This is a genomic window from Streptomyces sp. NPDC052040 (assembly GCF_044548405.1).
GTDB lineage: Bacteria > Actinomycetota > Actinomycetes > Streptomycetales > Streptomycetaceae > Streptomyces.
In genome coordinates this window covers 30,714-55,838 of the sequence record NZ_JBIUBV010000026.1, presented here as the reverse complement: position 1 = coordinate 55,838, position 25,125 = coordinate 30,714, and the positions used below count along the sequence as shown (strand labels likewise).

General features: G+C 72.5%; 23 protein-coding genes and 1 pseudogene. 15 read left to right on the top strand and 9 right to left on the bottom strand.

The features are described from left to right. Nucleotide 1 precedes the first annotated feature (1 nt). Entirely contained in the window at nt 2–1,297 is a 1,296-nt protein-coding gene (gene paaK, locus ACIHAA_RS31125) for a phenylacetate--CoA ligase PaaK (protein WP_399823055.1), read from the top strand. A gap of 5 nt (nt 1,298–1,302) precedes the next feature. Here the strand turns inward: paaK and ACIHAA_RS31120 are convergent, their stop codons facing one another. The 4 genes from ACIHAA_RS31120 to ACIHAA_RS31105 form a co-directional block, all read right to left on the bottom strand. Next, nucleotides 1,303–2,802: an acyl-CoA synthetase gene (locus ACIHAA_RS31120; protein ID WP_399823053.1), complete on the bottom strand. Its 1,500-nt coding sequence runs from the start codon at nt 2,800–2,802 to the stop codon at nt 1,303–1,305. 131 nt (nt 2,803–2,933) lie between these two features. Continuing rightward, complete coding sequence (locus ACIHAA_RS31115; RefSeq protein WP_399823076.1) at nt 2,934–4,430, bottom strand: acyl-CoA synthetase; 1,497 nt, start codon at nt 4,428–4,430, stop codon at nt 2,934–2,936. Between the two features lie 50 nt (nt 4,431–4,480). After that, nucleotides 4,481–5,590 (bottom strand): nitronate monooxygenase, encoded by a 1,110-nt coding sequence (locus ACIHAA_RS31110; RefSeq protein ID WP_399823051.1) that lies wholly within the window; start codon nt 5,588–5,590, stop codon nt 4,481–4,483. 96 nt (nt 5,591–5,686) lie between these two features. Further along, nucleotides 5,687–7,267, bottom strand: coding sequence for a phytoene desaturase family protein (locus ACIHAA_RS31105; RefSeq protein WP_399823049.1), 1,581 nt, complete (start codon nt 7,265–7,267; stop codon nt 5,687–5,689). Between the two features lie 257 nt (nt 7,268–7,524). Here ACIHAA_RS31105 and ACIHAA_RS31100 point away from each other — a divergent pair. Then, nucleotides 7,525–8,027: pseudogene (locus tag ACIHAA_RS31100) on the top strand (hemerythrin domain-containing protein); the annotation flags it as partial. A gap of 157 nt (nt 8,028–8,184) precedes the next feature. Here ACIHAA_RS31100 and ACIHAA_RS31095 read toward each other — a convergent pair. Then, a complete protein-coding gene (locus ACIHAA_RS31095) occupies nt 8,185–8,700 on the bottom strand; it encodes a hydrogenase maturation protease (RefSeq protein ID WP_399823047.1) in 516 nt (171 codons plus the stop codon). Between the two features lie 259 nt (nt 8,701–8,959). Between ACIHAA_RS31095 and ACIHAA_RS31090 the strand changes: the two genes are divergently transcribed. Both ACIHAA_RS31090 and ACIHAA_RS31085 read left to right on the top strand, forming a co-directional pair. Continuing rightward, on the top strand, nt 8,960–9,418 hold the full coding sequence (locus ACIHAA_RS31090) for a Crp/Fnr family transcriptional regulator (protein WP_399823045.1): 459 nt from the start codon (nt 8,960–8,962) through the stop codon (nt 9,416–9,418). Nucleotides 9,419–9,462: 44 nt separating this feature from the next. Then, nucleotides 9,463–10,122 (top strand): CBS domain-containing protein, encoded by a 660-nt coding sequence (locus tag ACIHAA_RS31085; RefSeq protein WP_399823043.1) that lies wholly within the window; start codon nt 9,463–9,465, stop codon nt 10,120–10,122. Between the two features lie 157 nt (nt 10,123–10,279). Here ACIHAA_RS31085 and ACIHAA_RS31080 read toward each other — a convergent pair whose 3' ends face one another. The 3 genes from ACIHAA_RS31080 to ACIHAA_RS31070 all read right to left on the bottom strand — a co-directional run bounded on the left by ACIHAA_RS31080 (nt 10,280) and on the right by ACIHAA_RS31070 (nt 13,248). Then, nucleotides 10,280–10,882 (bottom strand): hypothetical protein, encoded by a 603-nt coding sequence (locus ACIHAA_RS31080; RefSeq protein WP_399823041.1) that lies wholly within the window; start codon nt 10,880–10,882, stop codon nt 10,280–10,282. 36 nt (nt 10,883–10,918) lie between these two features. Continuing rightward, complete coding sequence (locus tag ACIHAA_RS31075; RefSeq protein WP_399823039.1) at nt 10,919–11,365, bottom strand: BON domain-containing protein; 447 nt, start codon at nt 11,363–11,365, stop codon at nt 10,919–10,921. 164 nt (nt 11,366–11,529) lie between these two features. Further along, nucleotides 11,530–13,248, bottom strand: coding sequence for a GAF domain-containing protein (locus ACIHAA_RS31070; protein WP_399823037.1), 1,719 nt, complete (start codon nt 13,246–13,248; stop codon nt 11,530–11,532). A 251-nt stretch (nt 13,249–13,499) separates the two neighbouring features. Here ACIHAA_RS31070 and ppdK point away from each other — a divergent pair, with 251 nt between their 5' ends. After that, nucleotides 13,500–16,187 carry a pyruvate, phosphate dikinase gene (gene ppdK / locus ACIHAA_RS31065; RefSeq protein ID WP_399823035.1) on the top strand — a complete coding sequence of 896 codons (2,688 nt, stop codon included), beginning with the start codon at nt 13,500–13,502 and terminating at the stop codon, nt 16,185–16,187. A 59-nt stretch (nt 16,188–16,246) separates the two neighbouring features. Next, nucleotides 16,247–16,711: a pyridoxamine 5'-phosphate oxidase family protein gene (locus tag ACIHAA_RS31060; RefSeq protein ID WP_399823034.1), complete on the top strand. Its 465-nt coding sequence runs from the start codon at nt 16,247–16,249 to the stop codon at nt 16,709–16,711. 80 nt (nt 16,712–16,791) lie between these two features. On the opposite strand, the gene ACIHAA_RS31055 is transcribed toward ACIHAA_RS31060, so the two are convergent. Next, a complete protein-coding gene (locus ACIHAA_RS31055) occupies nt 16,792–17,004 on the bottom strand; it encodes a pyridoxamine 5'-phosphate oxidase family protein (RefSeq protein ID WP_399823032.1) in 213 nt (70 codons plus the stop codon). Between the two features lie 264 nt (nt 17,005–17,268). Here ACIHAA_RS31055 and ACIHAA_RS31050 point away from each other — a divergent pair, with 264 nt between their 5' ends. Genes ACIHAA_RS31050 through ACIHAA_RS31010 form a run of 9 tightly spaced genes read left to right on the top strand, consistent with a single transcriptional unit; the run spans nt 17,269 to nt 25,038 of the window. Then, nucleotides 17,269–17,745, top strand: a complete 477-nt coding sequence (locus ACIHAA_RS31050) for a hypothetical protein (protein WP_399823031.1) — start codon at nt 17,269–17,271, stop codon at nt 17,743–17,745. Further along, a complete protein-coding gene (locus ACIHAA_RS31045) occupies nt 17,742–18,674 on the top strand; it encodes a hypothetical protein (protein ID WP_399823029.1) in 933 nt (310 codons plus the stop codon). Before ACIHAA_RS31050 ends, ACIHAA_RS31045 begins: the two co-directional genes overlap by 4 nt. Then, nucleotides 18,661–20,103, top strand: a complete 1,443-nt coding sequence (locus ACIHAA_RS31040) for a V-type ATPase 116kDa subunit family protein (protein WP_399823027.1) — start codon at nt 18,661–18,663, stop codon at nt 20,101–20,103. Before ACIHAA_RS31045 ends, ACIHAA_RS31040 begins: the two co-directional genes overlap by 14 nt. After that, a complete protein-coding gene (locus ACIHAA_RS31035) occupies nt 20,088–20,501 on the top strand; it encodes an ATP synthase subunit C (RefSeq protein ID WP_390988815.1) in 414 nt (137 codons plus the stop codon). The genes ACIHAA_RS31040 and ACIHAA_RS31035 overlap by 16 nt, the downstream gene beginning before the upstream one ends. 2 nt (nt 20,502–20,503) lie before the next feature. Then, nucleotides 20,504–20,731, top strand: a complete 228-nt coding sequence (locus ACIHAA_RS31030) for a V-type ATP synthase subunit F (RefSeq protein WP_388397709.1) — start codon at nt 20,504–20,506, stop codon at nt 20,729–20,731. Beyond that, the gene (locus ACIHAA_RS31025; RefSeq protein ID WP_399823024.1) at nt 20,728–21,237 is read left to right on the top strand and encodes a hypothetical protein; all 510 of its coding nucleotides are present in this window, start codon (nt 20,728–20,730) and stop codon (nt 21,235–21,237) included. The genes ACIHAA_RS31030 and ACIHAA_RS31025 overlap by 4 nt, the downstream gene beginning before the upstream one ends. Beyond that, nucleotides 21,234–23,030 (top strand): V-type ATP synthase subunit A, encoded by a 1,797-nt coding sequence (locus tag ACIHAA_RS31020; RefSeq protein ID WP_399823023.1) that lies wholly within the window; start codon nt 21,234–21,236, stop codon nt 23,028–23,030. Before ACIHAA_RS31025 ends, ACIHAA_RS31020 begins: the two co-directional genes overlap by 4 nt. Continuing rightward, nucleotides 23,027–24,421: a V-type ATP synthase subunit B gene (locus tag ACIHAA_RS31015; RefSeq protein WP_399823022.1), complete on the top strand. Its 1,395-nt coding sequence runs from the start codon at nt 23,027–23,029 to the stop codon at nt 24,419–24,421. Before ACIHAA_RS31020 ends, ACIHAA_RS31015 begins: the two co-directional genes overlap by 4 nt. After that, nucleotides 24,418–25,038, top strand: coding sequence for a V-type ATP synthase subunit D (locus ACIHAA_RS31010; RefSeq protein ID WP_399823021.1), 621 nt, complete (start codon nt 24,418–24,420; stop codon nt 25,036–25,038). The genes ACIHAA_RS31015 and ACIHAA_RS31010 overlap by 4 nt, the downstream gene beginning before the upstream one ends. Nucleotides 25,039–25,125: the final 87 nt, after the last annotated feature.

The following is a 25,125-nucleotide window of genomic DNA, read 5'->3' as shown; positions in this document are numbered from 1 at the left end:
CATGGCGAACGCGCACGACCCCCTGGACGCGGGAGAACGGCTCGGCCCGGAGGAACTGCGGGACCTCCAGCTCGAACGGCTGCGGGCCTCGCTGCGGCACGCCTACACCCGCGTGCCCTTCTACCGGGACGCCTTCGACAAGGCCGGGGTCCGCCCGGAGGACTGTCTGACGCTCGCCGATCTCGCCCGCTTCCCGTTCACCGTGAAGGCCGATCTGCGGGAGAACTACCCGTACGGGATGTTCGCCGTGCCCCGCGAGCGGATCCGCCGGCTGCACGCCTCCAGCGGCACCACCGGGCGCCCCACCGTCGTCGGCTACACCGACGGCGATCTGTCACTGTGGGCGGACATGGTGGCCCGCTCGATCCGCGCGGCGGGCGGCCGCCCCGGCGACACGGTGCATGTGGCCTACGGCTACGGCCTGTTCACCGGCGGCCTCGGCGCCCACTATGGCGCCGAACGGCTCGGCTGTACGGTGATCCCCGCCTCGGGCGGCATGACGGCCCGTCAGGTACAGCTGATCCAGGACCTGAAGCCCGGCGTCATCATGGTGACTCCCTCGTACATGCTGACCCTGCTGGACGAGTTCGAGCGCCAGGGCGTCGACCCGCGCACCACCTCCCTGCGGGCCGGGATCTTCGGCGCCGAGCCGTGGACGGAGGAGATGCGGCGGGAGATCGAGGAGCGGTTCGCGATCGACGCCGTTGACATCTACGGACTGTCCGAGGTGATCGGTCCCGGCGTGGCACAGGAGTGCGTGGAGACCAAGGACGGTCTGCATGTGTGGGAGGACCACTTCTACCCAGAGATCGTCGACCCGCTCACCGGGGAGGTACTGCCCGACGGTGAGGAGGGCGAGCTGGTGTTCACCTCCCTCACCAAGGAGGCGATGCCCGTCGTCCGCTACCGGACCCGGGACCTGACGCGTCTGCTGCCCGGCACCGCCCGGGTCTTCCGCCGGATGGAGAGGATCACCGGCCGCAGCGACGACCTGGTCATCCTGCGCGGGGTCAATCTCTTCCCGACCCAGATCGAGGAGATCGTGCTGCGCACCCCCGGGGTGGCTCCGCACTTCCAGCTGCGGCTGACCCGGGAGGGGCGGCTCGACACGCTGACGGTCCGGGCCGAGGCCCGGCCGGGCAGCACCCCCGAGCAGCGTGCGGCGGCGGCGCTCGCCATCGCCGCCGGGGTGAAGGACGGCATCGGTGTCTCGGTCGGCGTGGAGATCGTCGAGCCGGAGTCGCTGGAGCGGTCGGTGGGCAAGATCCGGCGGATCGTGGATCTGCGGCCGCGCTGAGCCCCTCAGCTGCGGCTGAAGCGGTCCCGCAGCTCCCGCTTGAGGATCTTTCCACTGGCGTTGCGCGGCAGCTCGTCCACGAACAGCACCCGCTTGGGGGCCTTGAAGCGGGCGAGCTTCTCCCGTGCGTACGCGAGGAGTTCGTCCTCGGTGACCGCGCCGCGCGCCACGACCACCGCGGTGACCGCCTCGATCCACCGCTCGTCGGGCAGGCCGATCACCGCGACCTCGGCGACCCGCTCATGGCTGTACAGCACGTCCTCGACCTGCCGCGAGGCGACCAGCACACCACCGGAGTTGATGACGTCCTTGACCCGGTCGACGATCGTGAAGTAGCCGTCCGCGTCCCGCACGGCGAGATCACCGGAGTGGAACCACCCGTCGCGGAAGGCCTCGGCGCTCTCCTCGGGCCTGTCCCAGTAGCCCTCGCACAGCTGAGGGGACCGGTAGACGATCTCGCCGCGCTCCCCGTCGGGCACGTCCGCGCCGGACTCGTCGACCAGCCTGGCCTCCACGAACAGCACCGGCCGCCCGCAGGAGTCCAGGCGCCCCTTGTGCTCATGGGGCCCGAGCACCATGGCCAGCGGGCCGATCTCGCTCTGCCCGAAGCAGTTGTAGACGGCGAGCCCCGGCAGCCGCTCCCGCAGGCGCTCCAGAACGGGCACGGGCATGACCGAAGCACCGTAGTACGCCTTGCGCAGGCCGCCCAGGTCGCGGCTGGCGAAGTCGGGGCGGCCCGTGAGGGCGATCCACACGGTGGGCGGCGCGAACAGGCTGTCCGCGCGGCCGGACTCGATCAGGTCGAGAAGCCGGTCGCCGTCGGGCGCGTCCACGATGGTGTTCGTCGCGCCGACGGCGAGATACGGCAGCAGAAAGACGTGCAGCTGCGCCGAGTGGTAGAGGGGCAGCGCGTGTACGGGCCGGTCGCCCGCGCTCAGATCGAGTGCGGTGATCGCGCTGAGGTATGCGTGCACCAGCGCCCGGTGCGTCATCATCGCGCCCTTGGGCAGCGCGGTCGTACCGGAGGTGTAGAGCAGCTGCACCAGGTCCTCGCCGCGCGGCTCCGCGCCGTCGTAGGGCTCGGTCTCGGCGAGCAGGGCGAGCAGGGAGTCCTCCGCGTCCCGCAGCGGCCGCACGGGTACGCCGCCGGGCAGGTTCCCGGCAAGGCCGGGGTCGGCGAGGACGAGTGAGCAGCCGGACTGCCCGACGAGATACGCGAGGTCCTCACCCGTCAGGTGCTGATTGACCGGTACGTGCACCAGCCCGGCGCGGGCGCAGGCCAGAAAGCCGATCAGATAGGCGTCGGAGTTGTGGCCATAGGCGCCGACCCGGTCCCCGGGTTCCAGCCCGCCGTCCCGCAGCACCCGGGCGGCCCGGGAGACGGCGTCGTCCAGCGCGGCATAGGTCCACGACCGCTCCCCGTACCGGACCGCGACCCGCTCGGGGGTGCGCCGGGCGCTGCGCCGCAGTGTGCCGTCGACCGTGACGCTACGTCCCGCCGTCATGAACCGCCCTTTCCCGCGCCCTCACTCCTGCCGCGATCCTCGCGGCGCCGGGCAGGGCGGGTCAAGCGTGCCGCGGGGGCAGCGGGCCTGCCCGAGGCAGGTCGAGACCGGGGCCGGGGCCTGTTGCCGGGTCAGTCCGGGGGCGTGCGCCGCTCGCCGTGGGCCTCGCGCAGGCGGCGCTTGTAGAGCTTGCCGTTCGGGTCGCGGGGCATCGAGGGGATGAAGTCGATGCTTCTGGGGCGCTTGTAGCCGGCGAGCCGCCGGGCGCAGTGGGCGAGGAGGTCCGCGGCGAGGGACGGTCCCGGTTCCTGGCCCGGGGCGGCTTCGACGACCGCCTTCACCTCCTCGCCCCAGTCGTCGTGCGGGATGCCGAAGACGGCGGCGTCGGCCACGGCGGGGTGCTCCAGCAGGGCGGCCTCGATCTCGGCCGGGTAGATGTTGACCCCGCCGGAGATGATCAGGTCGATCTTGCGGTCCCGAAGGAAGAGGTATCCGTCCTCGTCGAGGAAGCCCAGGTCGCCGACGGTGAAGAAGTCGCCGATGCGGTTCTTCCGCGTCTTGGCCTCGTCCTGGTGGTACGAGAAGCCGCCGGTGGTCATCCTCATGTACACGGTGCCGAGTTGTCCCGGTGGCAGCCGGTTGCCGTCGTCGTCGAAGACCGCCAGTTCACTGATGGGCCATGCCCTGCCGACGGTGCCGGGCCTCTTCAGCCAGTCCTCGGCGGTGGCGAAGGCTCCGCCGCCCTCGCTGGCCGCGTAGTACTCCTCGACGCAGTCGCCCCACCACTCGATCATCGCCCGTTTCACATGGCTGGGACAGGGCGCGGCGCCGTGGATGGCGTGCCGCAGGGAGGAGACGTCGTAGCGGGCCTTCACCTCGTCGGGGAGGGCGAGCAGCCGGTGGAACTGGGTGGGGACCATATGGGTGTGCGTACAGGCACGGGTGTCGACGAGGCGCAGCATCTCCTCGGGGGTCCAGCGGTCCATCACGACCACCCGGTGCCCGAGGTGCAGGGACGCGATCGCGAACTGGAGCACGGCCGTGTGGTAGAGCGGCGAGCAGACGAGGTGGACGTTGCCGTCGTGCGGCCGGATGCCGAAGATGCCGAGAAAGCCACCGAGTTGGGACTGCTCGGGGGGCGTGCCGGGCAGCGGGCGGCGGATGCCGCGGGGGCGGCCCGTGGTGCCCGAGGTGTAGTTCATGACCCAGCCGAGGGTGCGTTGCCCGGGCACGGACCCGGGCTGCCCGGCGAGGAGTTCGGCATACGGCCGGAAGCCGTCCGACGCACCCACCGCGTACCGTCGCGCCGCGGGCAGCCCCGCCGCGTCGGCGGCGGCCCGTACGGTGTCCGCGAACCGCTCGTGGGCGAGCAGCACCTTGGCGCCGGAGTCGGTGAGGATCCAGGCGATTTCGGGTTCGACGAGGTGGTGGTTGACGGGCACGAGGTAGAGGCCCGCCTCGGTGGCGGCCAGACAGGCGGTGAGGAGTTCCACGCCGTTGGGGAGGACGGCGGCGAAGGAGTCACCTCGTTCGAGACCGGCCGCGCGCAGTCCGTGCACCAGTCGGCGGGACGCGGTGAGCAGCCGTCCCGCGGTCCACTCCTCCCCGTCGGGGGCGACGAGGACCATGCGGTCGGGGTCCGCCGTCGCCTCGGCCCAGAAGCCGCCTGCGGTCCGGTTCACTGCGTGCTCCTTCCGGCGATGCGGTTGATGCGGTCCACGGCCCGTTCGAAGCCGCGGGTGAGGTCGTCGACGACGGCCTGGACGCTGTGTTCGCCGGTCATCCGGCCGACGATCTGGCCGACCGGTGTGCCGAGCAGCGACTCCGTCTCGTACGTCTGGATGCGGCTGACCGCCTCGGCGACGAGCAGTCCCTGCAACGGCATGGGCAGCGCGCCGGGGCCCTCCGGGTCGTCCCAGGCGTCGGTCCACGCGGTCCGCAACTGCCGGGCCGGTTTACCGGTCAGCGCCCGGGAGCGGACGGTGTCGCCGGATCCGGCGGCGAGCAGTTTCCGGACGAGGACGGGCGAGCGGAGCCCGGCCTCGGTGGTGGTCAGCCAGACCGATCCCAGCCAGACGCCCTGCGCGCCGAGCGCGAGCGCGGCGGCGGCCTGCGCCCCGCTGCCGATGCCCCCGGCGGCCAGTACGGGCAGCGGGGCGACCGCGTCGACGACCTCGGGGGTGAGCACCATGGTGGCGATCTCCCCGGTGTGGCCGCCCGCCTCGTAGCCCTGCGCCACCACGATGTCGCAACCGGCGTCCCGGTGCGTGCGGGCGTGCCGGGCGCTTCCGGCGAGGGCGGCGACCAGGACGCCCCGGTCGTGGGCCCGGGCGACGACATCGGGGGGCGGCGGCCCGAGGGCACCGGCCAGCAGGGCGATGCGGTGGTCGAGGGCGACGTCGAGCTGGGTGCGGGCGACCTGGTCCAGCCAGCCGGTGATCCGCCAGCCGGAGGCGTCGCCCGCGGCGAGCGGGGGCACGTGGTGGGCGGCGAGGAGGTCCGCGACGAACCGCCGGTGCCCTTCCGGGATCATCGCCTCGACGTCGTCCTCGGTGACACCTTCGGCTCTTCGGGCGGGCAGGACGACATCCAGGCCGTAGGGCCTGCCGTCCGTGTGCGCCTCGATCCAGTCGAGGTCCCGGTCGAGTTCCACGGGGTCGGTGTAGCGGACCGCGCCGAGCACCCCGAGGCCCCCGGCCCGGCTGAGGGCCGCGGCGACGGCGGGGAACGGGGTGAAGCCGAAGAGGGCGTGCTCAAGTCCCAGTCGCTCGCTCAACTCGGTCTGCATGGGCGCAGGATGCCGCAGCGGCCGGGAAGAGGGAAGACTGTTTCTGATACTCCGTCAGATGCGGTTGGGCGGCAGATGCAGAACGGGAGCCGCCGCCTACGCCCGCGCCGCGCCCCCGGAGTCCTCCAGCACCGCCATCGCCGCGTTGTGCCCCGGCACCCCGCTCACTCCGCCGCCGCGCACCGCGCCCGCCCCGCACAGCAGCACATTGGCGTGCGAGGTCTCCACGCCCCAGCGTCCGGTGCCCTCCTGGGCGTAGGGCCAGGCCAGTTCGCGGTGGAAGATGTTGCCGCCGGGCAGCCGGAGATCGCGCTCCAGGTCCAGCGGGGTCTTCGCCTCGATGCAGGGGCGCCCGTCCGCGTCCCGGGCGAGGCAGTCCTCCAGGGGTTCGGCGAGATGGGCGTCCAGTTGCGCCAGGGTGGACTTCAGCAGCGCCTCCCGGGCCCCCTCGTTGTCGTGCGCGAAGAGCCGGGCCGGGGTGTGCAGGCCGAACAGGGTGAGGGTCTGGTAGCCCCGCTCGACGAGGTCGGGGCCGAGGATCGTCGGGTCGGTGAGCGAGTGGCAGTAGATCTCGGAGGGCGGGGCGGCCGGAAGGGCCCCCGCGGCGGCCTGGGCGTGGGCGGCGGCCAGTTGGCGGTACCCCTCGGCGACATGGAAGGTGCCGGAGAACGCCTCACGCGGGTCCACGGCGGTGTCGCGCAGCGCGGGCAGCCGCTTGAGCAGCATGTTCACCTTGAGCTGGGCGCCCTCGGCCGGGGCGGGCGGGGCCTCGCCGGCGAGCCGGGCCAGCTCCTGCGGCGAGGCGTTCACCAGGACGTGCCGCGCGCTGACGGTGGTGTCGCCGTCGGCGCCGCGGTGGGTCACCTCGGCCATGCGCCCGTCGGTCTCGATCCGTACCGCCTCGCGGCCGGTGGCGATCACCGCCCCTGCCGTGCGCGCGGCCTGCTCCAGCGCGTCCGTGAGGGCGCCCATACCGCCGACCGGGACGTCCCAGGAGCCGGTGCCGCCCCCGATCACGTGGTAGAGGAAGCAGCGGTTCTGCCGCAGTGAGGTCTCCCGGGCGTCCGCGAAGGTGCCGATGAGCGCGTCGGTGAGGACCACGCCCCGGACCAGGTCGTCGGCGAAGCGCTCCTCCACGGCCTCCCCGATCGGCTCCTCGAACAGCACCCGCCACGCCTCTTCGTCGTCGATACGGCGGCGCAGTGCGTCCCGGGTCGGCAGCGGCTCGGTGAGCGTGGGGAAGACCCGCTGGGCGACCCGTCCGGTCATCCCGTAGAAGCGCTGCCAGGACTCGTACTCGCGGTCGGATCCGGTGAGCCGGGCGAAGGCCTCCCGGGTGCGCCGCTCTCCCCCGCCGACGAGGAGGCCGGTGGAACGCCCGCCGCGTTCGACGGGGGTGTACGAGGACACGGTCCGCCCGCGCACCCGGAAGGTCAGCCCCAGGTCCCGGACAATCTTCCGCGGCAACAGGCTGACCAGGTAGGAGTAGCGCGACAGCCGTGCGTCCACCCCGGCGAACGGCCGGGTGGACACGGCGGCGCCCCCGGTGCGGTCCAGCCGTTCGAGCACCAGGACGGAACGCCCGGCCCGGGCGAGATAGGCGGCGGCCACCAGGCCGTTGTGGCCCCCGCCGACGATCACGGCGTCGAATCCCTCGGGTCCCTCGCGTACAGGCATGTCTCTTGGTAGCACGCCGGGATCCGGCCCGGCCAGAGCCGGAACGGGCATGCGCGGGCGTCGGCCGGGTGACCGTCGGCCGGGGGCCGGGGCCGCGGTCTCCCCCGTGACCGTCGGCCAGGGGCTGGGACCGCGGACTCCCCGGCCAGTCGGCAGCAGCTGCCGCCCGGCGGAGCCGCCGGATTCGCACCGTCGGGGCGGCTCGGCATCCGGCTGCGCGATCTCTCGATGCGGTCGATGACCCACTGGCCGATTTCGACGTGGCCGTCATCGTGAACGCGCCGCGCGCACTGCGCGCGGACCAGGCCGCGCGGCCGGCACCGACGCCCGCTGCCGAGGCGCTCATCCACCGCTTCGCCTCGGAGCACGACGATCTCCAGGACGTGCTCGAGTCGGTGCGAGGTGCCGCCGATACCCTCTCCGGCGATCCCGGACCACAGGCTCTGGCAGCTGTCGGAGAGGCACATCGACTGCTCACCGAGCGGCTGCTGCCCCACGAATACGCCGAGGAGCACGAGCTCCACCCCGCCCTCGCCCCCGCGCTCGGCGGCCCAGAGGCCACGGCCACCATGAGCCGGGCCACACCGAGATCGAACGCCTCTCCCACCGCATCGCCACCCACATGCAGCCGGCCCGCGCCGGGGGCGGTCTGTCCCCCGGCCAGCTCGACGACCTGCGCTCCTGCCTGTACGGACTGCACACCGTCCTCCTCCTGCACTTCACGCAGGAGGAGGAGAGCTACTTCTCGCTGGCCCAGTGAGCCGCATCAGGGCCGATCGGCCCTGGTGGACCAGCGGTTTCGGTGGTGTGCTGGTACTGGCGGGAAGGACCCGTAGGAGACGCGGAGAAGCGGCCGGCAGCCGCGCACCGCGCAATCGGGATCCGCGAGAAGCGGGAGACGAGCCCTTCCCGTCCAGTCATGCCATGGCCGCACCGTCGGCCCCACGCGCCCCGGCGACCCTGTGCCGGACGATCTCGTCTTCGACCCGCCTCACGAGGATGTCCGCCACAGCCTTGACGGGTGGGGACAGCCCCGGTCCGACCGAGGTGTCGTCTGCCTCGACGGCGTACGCCACCAGGTGACCGGGCAGGCGGTTCAGCTCCCAGGCCACCTCGACGGCCTCGCCGAGTCCGCGTGCAACCATGGCGTTCGGCCTGGCCAGTTGGCGGGCGTCCAGCTCCAGGCGGTGGATGTGGCCGGGGTTCCCCGGTCGGGTGCGCGCGGCCGCCAGGACGACGGTCAGCTCCGTGTGGTCCCACAGCCGGATCAGCCGTCCCGGATCGAGGTCGCACTCCGCGAGTACGGTGCCCGGCGGGAAAGGCCTCTCCAGCGCCCGCTCGCGCAGGCGCGACAGCACCGCCCGGCCGACCCCCTCGTCGTGCCGGGACGGGTCACCGACCGCGATGACGGCGATGCGCGTGGAGACGGTCATGATCGTCCTCCCTCCACTGCGGGTGCGTCCAGCGTGCGTGGACCGGCGGGCGGGGCACATAGGCCGAAGAGGCCCGACAAGGGGCCAGGGCGGCCCGTTCGAGTGAGTGGCACCGGCTCGGTTCGGGTGTATGGGCGCCGACCCGGCGCGCACCGGCGGTATGAGCCGAAGGACCCACGGCCCGGTCCGGACGGCCCGTGGTGGCGGCGGCCGAGGTGCCGCACCCTGAGATCGACAGCCCATGAAGGGAGCGGGTGCGATGACCTCCGCAACCACCGTCAGCACGGCGCTTGAGCCCGTACACCGCGAACGGCTGATGCGCCTCGCCCGCGAGGTCTCCTTCGAGGCCGGGACCCGCCTGTTCGAGGAGGGCCGGCACGCCGACCGCTTCTGGATCGTCCGCACCGGAACCGTCGCCCTCGACCTGCATGTGCCCGGCCGCCGGCCGGCCGTGGTCGAGTCACTCGGGCACGGTGAACTGGTCGGCTGGTCCTGGCACTTCCCACCACATCTCTGGCACCTGGGCGCCGAGGCGATGACCCCGGTGCGGGCCTGGGAGTTCGACGCCGAGGCGGTGCGCGCGATGTGCGCAGCCGATCCGGCGTTCGGGCGGGCCGTAGCGGTGTGGGTGGGACGCGTGATCGCCCAGCGGCTGCACGCCACCCGGGTCCGGCTGCTCGACCTGTACGCCCCCCACGGCAGCGGTGACCTGTCATGACCGCGCGCACGCTCCGTCCGGCCGAACGGCCATGGGAGGACAGCATGGACAGCAGCCCACACCGGGTGAGCGACGTGATGACGCATGCCGTCGTCGCGATCGGCCGCAAGGCCCTGTTCAAGGACATCGTCGAACGCATCGAGCAGTGGAAGGTCAGTGCCCTTCCCGTGCTGGAGGGCGACGGGCGGGTGATCGGGGTGGTCTCCGAGGCCGATCTGCTGCCCAAGGAGGAGTTCCGGGACAGCGACCCGGACCGGTTCACCCAGCTGCGCCGGCTGCCCGACCTGGCCAAGGCCGGGGCGGTGTCCGCCGAGGAGTTGATGAGCACCCCGGCCGTGACCGTCCATGGAGACGCCACGCTCGCCGAGGCGGCACGGATCATGGCCTTGCGGCATGTCAAGCGGCTGCCCGTGGTGAATGCCGAGGACGTCCTCGAAGGTGTGGTCAGTCGCGGGGATCTGCTGAAGGTGTTCCTGCGTCCCGACAACGACCTGGCGGACGAGATCCGACGTGACATCGTCGACGTTCTCTTCCCGGCCCCGGTCGAGCCCGTCCACATCATCGTCAGCGACGGCGTCGCGACCCTGACGGGGCGCGTCGGGGACTCCGCGCGGATTCCACTGGCCGCGCGCCTGGTCCGGGGCGTGGAAGGGGTCGTGGGCGTGGACTGCCGGCTCACCGCCGCCGATTCCGACGCCGGGTGACGCCCTCGGCGCAGCCGATCGCCATTCGTTGATGCGTCCGACCGCCCGGCTCACTCGGCGGTGAGGCTGAGCCTTCGCTGCGCCGGCCGTGGGACTACGCCTTTGGCCGTGGCCCCGTGCCTGCTGGTGCCGGGCCCGTCGCGGCCGGCGTTGCCGATCAACCTCTGCCCCCGCTCCGCTTTCGCCACTCGGGTCCGATCTGCTCCCACTCCTCCTCCCACTCGGCCAGGCGCCGCCGGAGGAGCCGCGTACGGATCAGCCAGCCGCCGGCCCAGACCGTCGCGCCGGCCACCGGTGCCACGAGGGCGCCGGTCAGAACCACCAGCAGCGTCGCCCCCGTCCCGCTGGCAGGCGGGGAGACGATCCGGCCAGTACGGTCCGTCCACACGGTGAGCCTGCTGCCCACAGGAGACCCCGGGAAGACCTTCGCTTGGCCGATGTGCACCTTGCCGACCGTGTCCGTCCAGCGCACGGCGGCCCACACCCGGCCGTCGTCGTATCCACTGCCGCCGGAGGTGGTCTTCGCCGCGTCGTCGGTGAGTACGGCGGACACGGCGTGCACCTGGGCCCGCCGGGCGGCGAACCCCGAGTCCGTCGCCTGCGCCGCAACCACGCCCGCGAGCACTCCTCCGAGGAGGATCAGGGCCCAGGTGACAAGCACGATCCAGGCCTCGACGACGTCACTGTGCCGCTTGAGAGGGTTGTGCCCCCAGCGCCACAGCCTCACCCGTGTCACGGTCGTGGGAGGTGTCCGTGTCATCGGCCCGCCCCTCCTTCGGTGTGCGGGCGGCCTCCGTCAGGCCGGGGCCGACCGTTGCGGGTCCGGCGGGTCCGGCGGGTCCGGCGGGTCCGGGTCGAGGTCCGGATGGCGGGGCGGACCGCTGAGCGCGCGCAGTGCAACGTCCACCACACCCGCGGCGGCCCGCGCGAGGCGGACGGCGAGCGGAATCAGAGCGGTTTCGCGGACCCGGCCGGTGAGGGTCACGACACCGTCGCGCACCTCGATCCGGATCGCTTCGGCGTGTGCGCCCACGTCGCCCTCGCTGTACTCCTCCATGGGCAGCAGATCGGCCTCGGAGACGACGCCGACGACGCGTCCGCCGTCGTCCAGCACGGGGTGCGCGACGGCGCTGCCCCTCCACTCCTGCATGGTCCGCACGAGGTCCTCGCAGGCCGCACCCGTGCGCAGGGCGACGACCCTGCGGGTCATCACGTCGTTCACGACGGTGGGAGTGCCCCTCATGGCGTCCTCCAGGGAGCCGGGTGCCGTTCTACGACGCCTTCAGGCTGCGCCGGCGAGCGGTCGTGGGACATGGGCCGAGTGGCCCTTCCCTGGGCCCCTTGCCCGTGTGGTCCGTCAACACGGGCCTGCCGGACTCCGCCCTCGCGCCAGGGAAGTCCGATTTCCTATGTGCCGGGCAGCGGCACCCGCCAGTGCAGTGTGGCACCGCCCCCGTCGGGGCTGGACACGTCGAGGTGCCCGCCCAACTGCTCGGCGCGCTCGGCCATGTTGCGCAGCCCGCTGTGCCGGACGTCAGGCGGGATGCCCACGCCGTTGTCCGCGACCGTGAGAGCGACCTCTCGGCCGTCGGTCGTCAGGGCGACCTGGGCCCTGTCGGCATGGGCATGGCGGGCGATGTTGGTGAGGGCCTCGGAGAGGACGGCCACGAGGTGGTCGGCAATCTCCGGTGGGACGTTGGTGTCGAGCAGACCCTCGATGCGCACGCTGGGCGTGACACCCAGCAGCGGGGTCTTCTCGCCGACGACGTCCACGACCCGGGCTCGCAGCCCGGCGTCGACGGCGGTCGCACGGGCGCGCAGCCCGAAGATGGTCGAGCGGATGATCTTGATGGTCTCGTCCAGGTCGTCCACGGCCCGCAGCACCCGCTCTGCTGCCTCGGGGTGCTCGATGAAGCGGCCCGCGCTCTGCAGCGTCATGCCTGTCGCGAAGAGCCGCTGGATGGCAAGGTCGTGCAGGTCCCGGGCGATCCGGTCACGGTCCTGGAGAACCGCGATCTGTTCTGCGTCCTTGCGGCGCTCGGCCAGTTCCATCGCGATCGCGGCCTGCGCCGCGAAGCCCTGCAGCTTCTCGGTCTCCTTGCCCGAGAACACCGGCGCGCCGGCCTCGCGGGCCACCAGCACCACGCCGCGCACGCCGCCGTCCTTGGTGCCGATGGGAACGGACACGGCGGGGCCCAGCCCGTGGAAACGCGGCGGATCCGGGGAGATCCTCTCGTCCTGGCGCACGTCGTCGCTGGTGACCGGCGCGGCAGCGGAGAAGGCGAGGCCCATGAGCGTTCCGGACAGGGGCAGTACCAGCCCCCGGAGTGCCTCCGCGTCCACGCCCACGGCGATCTCCACTGTGAGGGACTCGGTGGCCGCCATGGGCATCGCCACCGCCGCCAGGGCCGACCCCATGATCTCGCGTGCCCGTTCGGCGATCAGTTTCAGGGTCTCGGCGCGTTCGTTGCCGGACATCAGGCTGTGGGTGATCTCGGCGTTCGCCAGCAGCCAGCGCTCGCGCAGCCGGGACTCCTCATACAGCCGAGCGTTGTCGATCGCCACACCGGCCGCCACGGCCAGCGTGGACAGCACCGACTCGTCCTCCTCGTCGAACTGCACTCCCCCGCGCTTCTCGGTCAGGTACAGATTGCCGAAGACCTGGTCCCGGACCCGGATCGGCACACCCAGGAAGGTGTTCATCGGCGGGTGGCGGGCTGGGAAGCCGTACGAGGCCGGGTGCTGGGAGATCTTCTCCAATCGGAGCGGCTCCGGGTGCCGGATCACCTCTCCGAGGATGCCGTGGCCCTCCGGGAAGGGGCCGATCTCGGCGATCTGCTCCTCGGTCACCCCGACGGTATGGAAGGCCGAGAGGGAGCTGCCGCCGGGTCCGATGACGCCGAGGGCGGCGTATTCGGCGTCGACGAGCACGGCGGCCGCCTCCACGATGGAGTGCAGTACCTGTTCAAGATCCAGTTCGCGGCCGACGGAGAGCACCGCCTCCAGCAGGCTGTGTACCCGGTCCCGGGTGCCGCGGGCCGCGTCAATGCGGGCCTGCAGTTCCTCCAGCAGCTCATCCAGCTTCAGCTGGGGCAGTCGTACACAGGGCTCTTCTCCGTTTGCCACGCCGCTCCTCCATGTCCCCTCGCGCACGAGTCCGGACTGTCGCGGTCACTGCCCACGTTAACCATCCTCTGCCGACAAATGCAGCGCGGCCGCACCAGTGGCCGGAAACCGTCTCCCGACGTCGGAACGGGTCGCGCTCTCGCCACTCAGGGCCGGTCGGCCCACGCCGTGGGAAGGAGGGCACCTGCCCCGGCACGCCGCCTTCTTCCAGGCTGGGAGGTACCGAGACCTCGGAGCCGAGGAGTGGCGTCATGGTCCGCTATGTGTACGACTTCCAGGACGGCGGCCGTGACCTGGCCGGCCTGCTCGGCGGGAAGGGCGCGAACCTGGCCGAGATGACCCGGCTGGGATTGCCGGTACCGCCGGGATTCATCGTCTCCACCGAAGCCTGCCGCGCGTTCCTGGCCACCGGCGAGGAACCGGAGGGGATGTCGGCGGAGGTCTCCCGGCGCCTTTCGGCGCTGGAGACGGGTGCCGGGCGGTTGCTCGGGCAAGGGGACGACCCACTGCTGGTGTCCGTCCGCTCCGGGGCCCGCTTCTCGATGCCCGGCATGATGGAGACGGTTCTCGATGTCGGCCTCAACGACGACTCCGTGCTCGGCCTGGCCAAGGTGTCCGGCAGCGAGCGCTTCGCCTGGGACTCCTACCGCAGGCTCGTCCAGATGTACGGCAGCACGGTGCTGGGAGTCGATCCGGCCCTGTTCGATGAGGCCATGACCCTGCTGAAGGACGCCCGCGAGGCCCCCGACGACCTCCATCTCGACGCGAGCGACCTCGCATGGCTCGTGGAGACGTACAAGAGCCTGATCCGGGACGAGACCGGCCGCGACTTCCCTCAGGCGCCCGCCCAGCAGCTCCAGCAGGCGATCCTCGCCGTCTTCCGGTCGTGGAACACCGAACGCGCCGTGCTGTACCGGCGGCGCGAGCGCATCCCGGACGACCTGGGAACCGCCGTCACCGTGCAGCGCATGGTGTTCGGCAACCTCGGCCCCGACTCGGGCAGCGGCGTCGCCTTCACCCGCGACCCGGCCACCGGGCGCCCCGGCCTGTACGGTGACTACCTGCCGAACGCCCAGGGCGAGGACGTCGTGTCGGGCGTACGGGACGCCGTGCCGCTGGCCGAACTGGAACGGCTGGACCCACGCTCGTATCGGCAGCTGCGCGATCACGCACAGACGCTGGAGCGGCATTACCGCGACCTGTGTGACATCGAGTTCACCATCGAGCGCGGAATGCTGTGGATGCTGCAGACCCGGGTGGGCAAGCGCACCGCCGAGGCTGCCTTCGCCATCGCCACCGAGCTGGTGCAGGAAGGTCTCATCAGTTCCGACGAGGGCCTGGCACGGGTGAGCGGCGACGGGCTGGCCCGCCTGATGTTCCCGCGCTTCGACACCACCGCCACCGGTGAGACGCTTACCCGGGGTGTGCCGGCCTCGCCGGGCGCCGCGGTGGGCGCGGCCGTGTTCGACTCCGCGGAGGCCGTACGACGTGCCGCGGCCGACGAGAAGGTGGTACTCGTCCGCGAGGAGACGACGCCCGACGACCTGCCCGGGATGGTGGCCGCGCAGGCGGTGCTGACCGGCCGCGGCGGCAAGACCAGCCACGCGGCCGTCGTCGCCCGGGGCATGGGCAAGGTGTGCGTGTGCGGGGCGCAGGACATCACCGTCGACGCGCAGGCACGACGTTTCACGGCCCGTGACGGCATTGTCGTCGAGGAGGGCACCGTCATCTCGGTCGACGGTTCCACCGGTGACGTGTACCTCGGGCCAGTCCGGTTGGTTGCGTCGGCGACCATGCGCTACTTGGAGAGCGGTGAGCACGCCGACAGCACGGTGTCCGCGGTGGCCCGGGCGCTGGACCACGCCGACTCCGTCCGGCGCTTGGAGGTGCGGGCCAACGCCGACACCCCCGAAGACGCTGCCCGGGCCCGGAGGTTCGGGGCACAGGGCATCGGGCTGTGCCGTACCGAGCACATGTTCCTCGGTGAGCGGCGCAAGCTGGTCGAGGAGATGATCCTCGCCCGTACGGATGCCGACCGCGACCGCGCGCTGGGGGCTCTGCTGCCGCTCCAGCGGCGGGACTTCACGGGCATTCTGGAGGCGATGGACGGCTTCCCGGTCACCATCCGGCTGCTCGACCCGCCGCTGCACGAGTTCCTGCCCGACCGCACGGGCCTGGCCGTGCGCATCGCCACCGCAGAGGCCACAGGGCAACGACCGGATGCGCACCACGTGGAGTTGCTGGCAGCAGTGAACCGGATGCACGAGGAGAACCCGATGCTCGGCCTGCGTGGCGTGCGGCTCGGCCTGGTGGTTCCGGGACTGGTCGCGATGCAGGTCCGGGCGATCGCCGAAGCGGTCGCAGAGCGCACGCGAGCGGGTGGATCTCCGTATGCGGAGATCATGGTGCCGCTCGTCGGCGCCGTCGAGGAGCTGCGGCTCGCCCGCGAGGAGGTGGCTCGCGTTCTGACCGAGGTCGGTGAGGAGACCGGCACTCCTGTCCACTGCCCTGTCGGCACGATGATCGAACTGCCCCGGGCGGCGCTCACGGCCCACCGGATCGCCGAGGAGGCGGAGTTCTTCTCCTTCGGCACCAACGACCTCACCCAGACCACATGGGGCTTCTCCCGGGACGACGTGGAGGCCGCTTTCTTCCCGGCCTACTTGGACAAAGGCATCTTCGCGGCCTCACCCTTCGAGACGCTCGACCGGGAGGGGGTGGGCCGACTGGTCCGGATCGCTGTGGAGGAGGGTCGTGCGGCCCGCCCGGACCTCGAGATTGGCGTCTGCGGCGAGCACGGCGGGGACCCTGAGTCGATCCACTTCTTCCATGAGGCCGGCCTGGACTACGTCTCCTGCTCGCCGTTCCGGGTCCCGGTGGCCCGCCTTGAGGCGGGCCGGGCGGCGCTGGCGGACATGGACACGAGTGACGACAGGTGAGGGCGACGCACGCTCACGTCACCGGCACGGGCCCGACTGGCAGCGGAAGGAAGCACGTGATGGCAGCCAGTGAGATGCAAGCACTTCAGCGCATCGACCTCGACCATGCCGAGGCGCTGCGGTTGCTTGGCAGCGTGTCCCTGGGCAGGATCGTCTTCACCCGGCAGGCCCTGCCCACCGTCCGGCCGGTCAACCACGTCCTGGACAACGGGGACGTCGTCATCCGCACCCACGAGGGCGCTGCGCTGACGTCTCATGCACAGCCAGCCGACAGCACGGGCGTCGTCGTGGCGTATGAGGCCGATGCCATAGACCCGGACACCCACCTGGGCTGGAGCGTGGTCGTCACGGGGTATGCCCATCTGGTGACCGAACCGCTCGAACTGGAGCGTATTCGTAGGCTGCTGCTGCCTTGGGTGCCGATGGAACCTATGGACCAGGCGGTGCGCATCCGCCCCGAACTGGTCACCGGTGTCCTCCTCACCGAGACGGGGGCGCGGCGAGGACAACCGGCCGACAGCTGACGTGCAGCCATGTACACGGCGGAGGCGGTACGAGTGCCGAGCCACTCGTACCGCCTCCGGCATGATGAAGCAGCAGCCGCTCACACGGTGATCCGGCGCCCCGTGACCATGCCGGAGTCGATTCGCATCCACCGTTCGCGGTGTCCGCCCGCCCATGGCTTGCTGTGTGCCTTCTCGTCGTACCGGCGCTGATGCCGTGGGTTCAGCACCACCCGCCCGACGCCGTGCACCAGGACGCTCCAGCCCTGGCTGAACGCGTCGTCGATGCGGTCGACCTCGGGGGCGGAGGACATCGCAAGGCCTGGCTTGGTGCACGAGTCCGTTCTCGCGTACAAGGCCAGAAGATGCTGCGACCGCGGCCTGTGCGGGCGGGCGCAGACGCGCTCCGGTACCACGGCCACCGGGCAGGCGGCGTGGTGGCTCGTTCACGGCCGCCTCCTGATTCCGTCGAGTTGCCTGTCGTCCCAGTCTTTCGCCCTCGCCGCCCCTGCCTAGAGCCGAACGGCCCTGGTCGAACGGCGTGACGGCACTATCCGGTGCGGGCCGGGACGGCAACGGTGACACTGAAGGAGCAGCAGATCGTCAGGAGGCCGCCGATGAGCTTGCGGGACTTCCTCGAGCGGTTCCGTCCGGCGGGCACGCCGGGAGCGTCCGCCACCGGCGTGCCCGCCGACCGTACGGCGGAACGCACCGCAGAGCTGGAGCCCGCCCTCGCCCGGCTGGCAGACGTTCAGCAGGAGGCGTCGCAGATCCGGGCAGCCGCTGAGCAGGAGGCCGAGGCCCTGCGGCAGAACGCCGCGCGAGAGGCGGCGCGCAGGGTGGGGGCCGCGCGGGAGCACGCCCCCGAGGTTCGCCGGCAGGCCGCGGAACCCCTCCAGCGGGAGGCGCGGCAAGAGGCGGACGCCCTCCGCGCCGCCGGCGACCGCACTGCCTCGGCGATCCGCGAGCGGGCCTTGGAGCGTATGCCCCACCTGGTGGAGCTCGCTGTGGCCGACGCCCTGCGTCTGACAGGCGGGAAGCGGGAAGAGCCATGAGTGCCGGGTGGGTCGCTGGAGCGGTGCGCGCAAAGGCCCTCGTCGGCCGGTATCCGGGCGCCGACGGGGCGCGGGAGATCGCGGGTGGGCCGACGCTCGGCGACGCCCTGCGACGCCTGGCGACCACGCCCTACGCGAGATACACGCGGACGGCGGCGGACTTGCGCCCTGCCCAGCGGGCGGTGTCCGCCACCCTGCTGTGGCATCTGCGGGTACTGGCCGGCTGGCTGCCCCGTGGCGGTGCCCGCCTGCTGGTTCCGCTCGCCGCCGGGTTCGAGATCGCCAACGTGGCCTCCCGGCTCCCCGCACCCGACGGTCGCCGCACGGAGGCGGCCGCGGAACCCTATCGGCTCGGGGCGCTGGAGACCGCCTGGCGAAGTCTGGAGCGCGCCGGGACACCCGCTGAGACACGGGCGGCACTCACGTCCTCGCCCTGGGGCGACCCGGGCGGCGACACGCAGTGGGCCCTGGTCACCGGCATGCGGATGGCCGCCGCGCGCCGCACCGCTGTCGCCGTACAGCCCGCGCGCCGCTGGGCACAGGGACGCGCCGTCCTGCTGGCGGCTCGGGAACTGTTCGTACATCACCGCTCCCTTCCGGAACCCGTACTGGGCGATGCGGCACGGCTGCTCGGGAGGCGGGCGATGGCCGCCGCCACGTACCAGGAGTTCCGCGAGCGTCTGCCCTCGTCCGCGGGTTGGGCCCTGGAGGGTATCGACGAACCGGGTGAGTTGTGGCGGGCGGAGGCCCGCTGGTGGCGGACGGTACAGGCGGACGGCGCGGTGCTGCTGCGTGAGGGCCGGTACGGGCCCCCCGTGGTCGTCGGTGCGGTGGCGCTGCTGTCCGTGGACGCCTGGCGGATGCGGGCGGCCCTGGAGTCGGCGGCACGCGGGGGACGGCCCAGGGAAGTGTTCGATGCCCTGGTCTGAAGCGGTGACGCCGGTCCGGATGCGCCGTGTGGCGGTGGTCGTCCCACAGGCGGCCCTGCGGGACGCTCTGGTACGGATGGCCGAGCAGGGCTGCGTGGAGCTGGACCGCGCCGAGGAAGCGGCTCCCGGGGCAGCGGCCGTGCGATTGCAGCGGTTGCGGGGACGGGGCGCGAAAGCCGGGCCCGAAAGCGCCGCGACAGCAGCCCTGGCCGCCGCCGCGCCCGACCTCGACCTGCTCGAACGCGGAGAAAACGTCGCGCTCTTGGCGGGCGAGGCCCAGTTGGAGGAACGCGCGGAGGGTGCGGTACGACAGGGAGAGGTGGCCGCGCTGGCCGGGTGGTGCCCGGCCGACGAGGTACCCCGCGTCGCGGGACGCCTGGCGGCTGCGGGAGGCGCGCTGCTGCCGCTGCCGTCCCCGCGCGGAACCGATCCGCCGACGCTGCTGCGGCCGGGCCGGGCCGCCTCCTTCACCCCGCTGGTGACGACGTACGGGACACCCGCCTACGCAGACGTCGATCCCTCGTGGCCGGCGGGCCTCGCTTACGTCGCGATGTTCGGGATCATGTTCGGCGACGTGGGGCACGGGGCGCTGCTGCTACTCGGCGCGGTCGCGTTGCGCCTCGGGTGGCCGCGCCGGTTGGCCGGGCTGGACCGGTTGTGGCCGTTCCTCGCGGGTGCGGGCGTCGCCTCCATGGCGGCGGGTGCCGCCTACGGCGAGTTCTTCGGGCCGACGGGCCTGCTGCCGGTCCTGTGGCTGAGCCCGCTGGAGAGTCCTGCCCGTCTCCTGGCCGCCGCCGTGGTGTTCGGTGCCGGTCTGCTGGCCCTCGCACACGCCGCCGGAGCGGTGAACCGGGTGCGTGAGGGCGGCTGGGGCTCGGGGCTGTACGCGGCGTCGGGCTGTGCCGGGCTGCTGTTCTACCTGGGCCTCGCTCTGGCTGCGGCGGGCCTGGTCCTGCACCGGCAGACTCCGGCCGTTGCCGGAGGCGCTCTAGCCGTCACTGGGCTGGCGCTAATGGCGTTCGGCCTGTTCCGGGCCACTGCGGGCGCCGGCGCCGGACTCGCCGAGACGGTGGTGCGGCTGTTCGACGTCGTGGTGCGGACCGGCACGAACACCCTGTCGTTCGCCCGGCTGGCCGCCTTCGGCCTGACCCATGCCGCCCTCGCGGATCTTGTGTGGCGCGGTACCACCGGCCTGGCCGGGCGTGGCGCCGCCGGGGTCGCGGGCGCCGCCCTGCTGTTCGTCGTGGGCACGGCCGTCTCCTTCGGCCTGGAAGCCCTGGTGGCCGGTGTGCAGGCGCTCCGGCTGGAGTTCTACGAACTCTTCTCCCGGCTCTTCGAGACGGAGGGCCGACCGTTCCGTCCCTGGCACGTCTCCCCGGCGGAGCCTGCCGATCCCGCTACGAAGGTGATCCCATGCTCACCTGGCTGATCGTCCTGCCGGTCCTCGTGGCGGTGCTCGGTGCCGTCCGGCTGCTGCGGCGGCGCCGCACCAGACATGCCTTCCGCTGGCTCCTGGCCACGAACATCGCCCTGCTGGGCGGCGCTCTCGTCGTCCTCGCCACGGCGTTGGCAGGTCCGGCGCGGGCCTCGGCGCAGGCTGCCGCGTCCGGTGGGGTCAACGGATCCGCCTTGATCGGGGCGGCCATCGCGGTGGCCGGCGCGTCGATAGGGGCCGCGATCGCCGTCGCCTACACGGGTGCCGCGGCGCTGGCCGCGCTGAGTGAACGGCCGGAGATGTTCGGCCGGGCCATGGTGATCGTGGGTCTGGCGGAGGGCATCGCGGTGTACGGGCTGGTGGTCGCGATCCTGCTGATCGGAAAGGCCTGACGATGGGCACAGTGGCTGCCATCGGCGCACGGACAAGCGTGTCCGGTCTGGCCCTGGCGGGGGTCGACGTCCTCGTCGCGGAGGATCCGGACGCCGTCCGCAGCGCCTGGCGGACGCTGCCCGGAACGGTCGGTCTGGTGATCCTCACGGCCGTGGCCGCCGAAGCGCTGGGCAGCGCTGCGACGGCGCCTGACCCGTCCCGGCCGCTGACGGTGGTGATGCCCGGATGACCGCGCCTGTGGATGCACTGAGCCCCGTCCGCGCCGAGTTGCTGCGCGTGGCACGGGCCTCCGCCGACGCGGTCGGGGACCGTGCGCGCGCCGACGCGGAGGAAACCTTGCGCTCGGCCCGCGCCGCGGCCGAGGCAGTGCTCGTCCAGGCCCGGGACCTCGGCAGGGCCGACGGTGCCGCCGAGGCGGCTCGGGAACGGGTGCGGGCGCTCCAGGACACCTGGGCGGCGGAACTCGCGGCCCGCGCCGAGGTCTATGCGGCCCTGAGGGCGTCGGTCCGCACGGGCGTGCGAAAGGCGTTCGCGGAGGACGCGTCTCTGCAGGCGCGCTGCGGGGAGGCGGCACGAGAGCTCTTGGGTCCGCAGGCGAGGGTCACTACAGCCTCGGGGGGCGGGGTGACGGCCGAGGGGCCCGGCCGCCGCGTCGACCTGTCGGCGGACGCCCTCGCCGATAGCGCCCTGGACCGGCTGGGTGTCCTGGCCGAGACGTTGTGGAAGCCGGCATGACCACCGTCGGCCCTCCGTCGGACTCGTGGGACGGGCCCACACCTACGCAGATCACGCCCGGCACTCCGCCGGACGGCGCGGACCGCCCACGGATCCTCCGTGTCGCCGGGCCCCTCGTGGAGATCACCTGCCCGCCCACGGTGGCCATGCACGACCTGGTCGTGCTGGGTGCTGCCCGGCTGCCGGGCGAGGTGGTCGCCATCCACGGCGACACGGCCACCATCGAGGCGTACGAGTACACCGGCGGACTCGCACCCGGGCACCCCGCGGAGCCCCAGGGACGCCCCCTGTCGGTGCGGCTGGCACCGGATCTGCTCGGCGGCGTGTTCGACGGACTGCTGCGCCCTCTGGCCGGCATCGGCAACCTTCTCACGGCAGGCGGACCGACGAGCGGTGGACCGGACCGGCGCACCTGGTCGTTCACACCACGGGTGGCTGAGGGAGCACCGGTCGCGGCCGGTGACGTCCTCGGTGAGATCGGCGCGGGTGTGCCGCTGCGACTCCTGGTGCCCCCGGACCTGTCGGGTGAGGTGACCTGGGTCGCGGCGGCCGGCGATCACCCCTCGGACATCGTGCTCGCCGTGGTGGGCGGCCAGGAAGTGTGTATGGAGCAGTCCTGGCCAGTGCGCAGACCTCGCCCCGTCGCGCGGCGGTTGCCGGCGGACGTGCCCCTGAACACCGGGCAGCGGGCCGTCGACCTGCTCTTTCCGGTGGCACGTGGCAGCACCGTCGCCGTGCCCGGCGGCTTCGGCACCGGCAAGACCATGCTGCTGCAACAGATCGCCAAGTGGTGCGACGCCGACGTCATCGTCTACGTCGGCTGCGGCGAGCGCGGCAACGAAATGGCGGACGTCATCGAGGAGTTGGCGGAGCTGACCGATCCGCGGAGCGGAGGCCGTCTGGCGGAGCGGACCGTGACGATCGCGAACACCTCCAACATGCCGATGATGGCCCGGGAGGCCGGCGTGCACACGGGCGCGACGGTCGCCGAGTACTTCCGCGACATGGGCCTCGACGTCGTTCTGATCGCTGACTCGACCTCCCGCTGGGCCGAAGCGCTGCGCGAGTTCGCCTCCCGTATGGGCGAACTCCCCGCCGAGGAGGGGTATCCGGCGGGGCTCGCCTCGCAGCTTGCCGCGTTCTACGAGCGGGCCGCCGCCGTGCGCACCCTCGGCGGCGCGACCGGCTCGGTCACGGTGATCGGCGCGGTGTCTCCACCGGGCGGTGACCGCACCGAGCCCGTCACCGCACACACCGAGCGCTTCGTGCGCTGCCTGTGGAGCCTGGACCGCGATCTCGCCTACGCGCGCCACTATCCCGCGGTGTCCTGGTCGGAGTCCTTCTCCCGGGACGCCGCCACGCTGGCCGCCGTCCATGCGCGGGCGGGTGACGCCGAGTGGGCCGAGCGGCGTGGACGGGTCGCGCGGCAGCTCGCGGAGGCTGACCGACTGGCCGACCTCGTCGAGCTGGTCGGGATCACGGCTCTGCCACCCCGGGAACGGATCAGTGTGCTAGCCGGACGGCTGCTGCGCGAAGCCGCGATCCAGCAGAACGCGCTGTCCCCCGCGGACGCCTACAGCGCGCCCCAAAAGACGGCGGCCCTGGTGGAGGCCGTCCTGACGGTCATCGACCGCTGCCTGGAACTGGTGGATTCCGGAATCCCCGCGGATGCCGTCGAAGCGGTCGACTTCACCCCGCTGCTGCGGGCGCGCGAGACGGCTGGCCCCGCAGAGACCGCTCCGCTCGCCGCGGCCCGCGACACCGTGCTGGCCCGGCTCAAGGGGGCGGCATGACCGGCGCCGTGCGCATCGAGTACACGGGGGTGCGGGATCTGCGCGGCCCTCTCCTGTTCGTCGAGGGGGTGAGCGGGGTCGGGTGGGACGAGTTCGCCACGATCGTCCTCGACTCCGGTGAACGACGGCACGGCCTGGTCCTGGAAGTGGACCGGGACATCGCGGTGGTGCAGGTCCTTCAGGACACGGCCGGCATGAACCGCACCGGCACCCGCGTCGCCTTCTCCGGCACACCACTGCGGATCCCGGTCGGGACGGGCTGGCTGGGGCGAGTGTGCAACGGCCGGGGCGAACCGGCCGACGGTGGGCCACCGGTGCTGGGCGGGGCGTACGCGGAGGTCGTCGGCGCACCGATCAACCCGGTACGCCGGGAACCGCCGAGCGAGGCGGTACTCACCGGCGTGGGCGCCGTGGACGTGCTCACCACACTGGTGCGTGGCCAGAAGCTGCCGGTGTTCTCGGCGGCCGGGCTGCCACACCTGGAACTGGCCGTGCAGATCACCGCCCAGGCGACGTGCGGGGGTGAGCCGTTCGCCGTCGTGTTCGCCGGCATGGGGCTCACCCACGCCGACACGGCGTTCGTCCGCGAAGGGCTGGCGGCCCGCTCGGCCGGGCGGGAACTGGTCCTGTTCCTCAACACCGCCGACGACCCGGTGATCGAACGGCTCCTCACCCCGCGACTCGCCCTGACCGTCGCCGAGCACTTGGCCTTCACCGAGGGCCGTCACGTCCTGGCGGTCATGACGGACATGACAGCCTACTCGGAGGCGCTGCGCGAGGTGTCCGCCGCGCGTGGCGAGATTCCGGCCCGCCGGGCCTATCCCGGTTACCTCTACAGCGACCTCGCTTCCCTCTACGAACGCTGTGGCCGCATCAGGGGGCGGCCGGGGTCGGTGACCATCCTGCCCGTTCTCACCATGCCCGCAGGCGACATCACCCATCCCGTCCCGGACCTCACCGGTTACATCACGGAAGGTCAGATCGTGCTCTCCGCCGGGGTGCAGGCGGCAGGTACGTATCCGCCGGTGGATCCGCTGGCGTCGCTGTCGCGCCTGATGCGCAAGGGAACCGGAGCGGGACGCACCCGCGCGGACCATCCCGCCGTCGCGGCGCAGTTGATCGCCGCGCTGGCCCGGTCCCGGCAGGTGCGAGAGCTCGCCGACCTGATCGGACGCGCGGCGCTCAGCCCGACCGATCTGCACCATCTGGAGCTGGAGGACGCCTTCCGGAACCGGTTCCTGGTGCAGGGCACCGACGAGAACCGGTCGCTGGACGACTCCCTGGACCGGGCCTGGGAGGTGCTGCTGACCCTGCCGCGCAGCCAGCTCGGCATGCTCCCGGCCGACCTGCTCGACGCCCACGCTCCGCCGCAGGACCAGGAGGCACGATGAGTCCGCGGGCGCGCCGGGTTCCGGCCGGACGCGCCGGGCGCCTGCGGCTGCGTCGCAGTCTCGCCACGGCGGTTCGCGGAGCGGACCTCCTGGAACGCAAACTCCGGCTCCTGCTGGACCGGGAGCACACGGCACGGCAAGCGGCCGAGAACGCGGACCGGGTGTGGCGAGAGATGCTGGCCGAGGCGGAATCGTGGCTCGTGCGAGGAGTGCTGCTCGGCGGCGAAAGCGCACTGTCCGAGGCGACGCCGGCCGGGCGGGCGCGCGTCGACGTCCAATGGGGCGCGCTGATGGGCGTGCGCCACCCGGCAGCGGTCACCTGGACGGACCCCGCCCGCTCCCCGTGGGAACAGACACCGCCCAACACCGCCCTCGCACACGCCGAGACTGCCTGTCGTGCAGCCGCCCGTGCCGCGGCGGAACTCGCCGCCCACCAGGCGGCCGCCGAGCTTCTGGCCGCCGAGGTCGTACGGACCCGGCAGCGGGCCCGCGCCCTGCGCCGGCACTGGATCCCTCGGCTGCAGGACGAACTGGCCGTAGCAGAGTTGGCGTTGGAGGAGGCGGAGCACGAAGAAGCGGTACGGCGCCGCTGGGCAGCCGGCCACAGCGGCACCTGAGCATTTCGCGCGACCGACCGCCGACGGCGGGCCGTACGAAGTGACCATGGCCATGTCCTACCTCCGGGAGGACATGCGGGCCCCGGC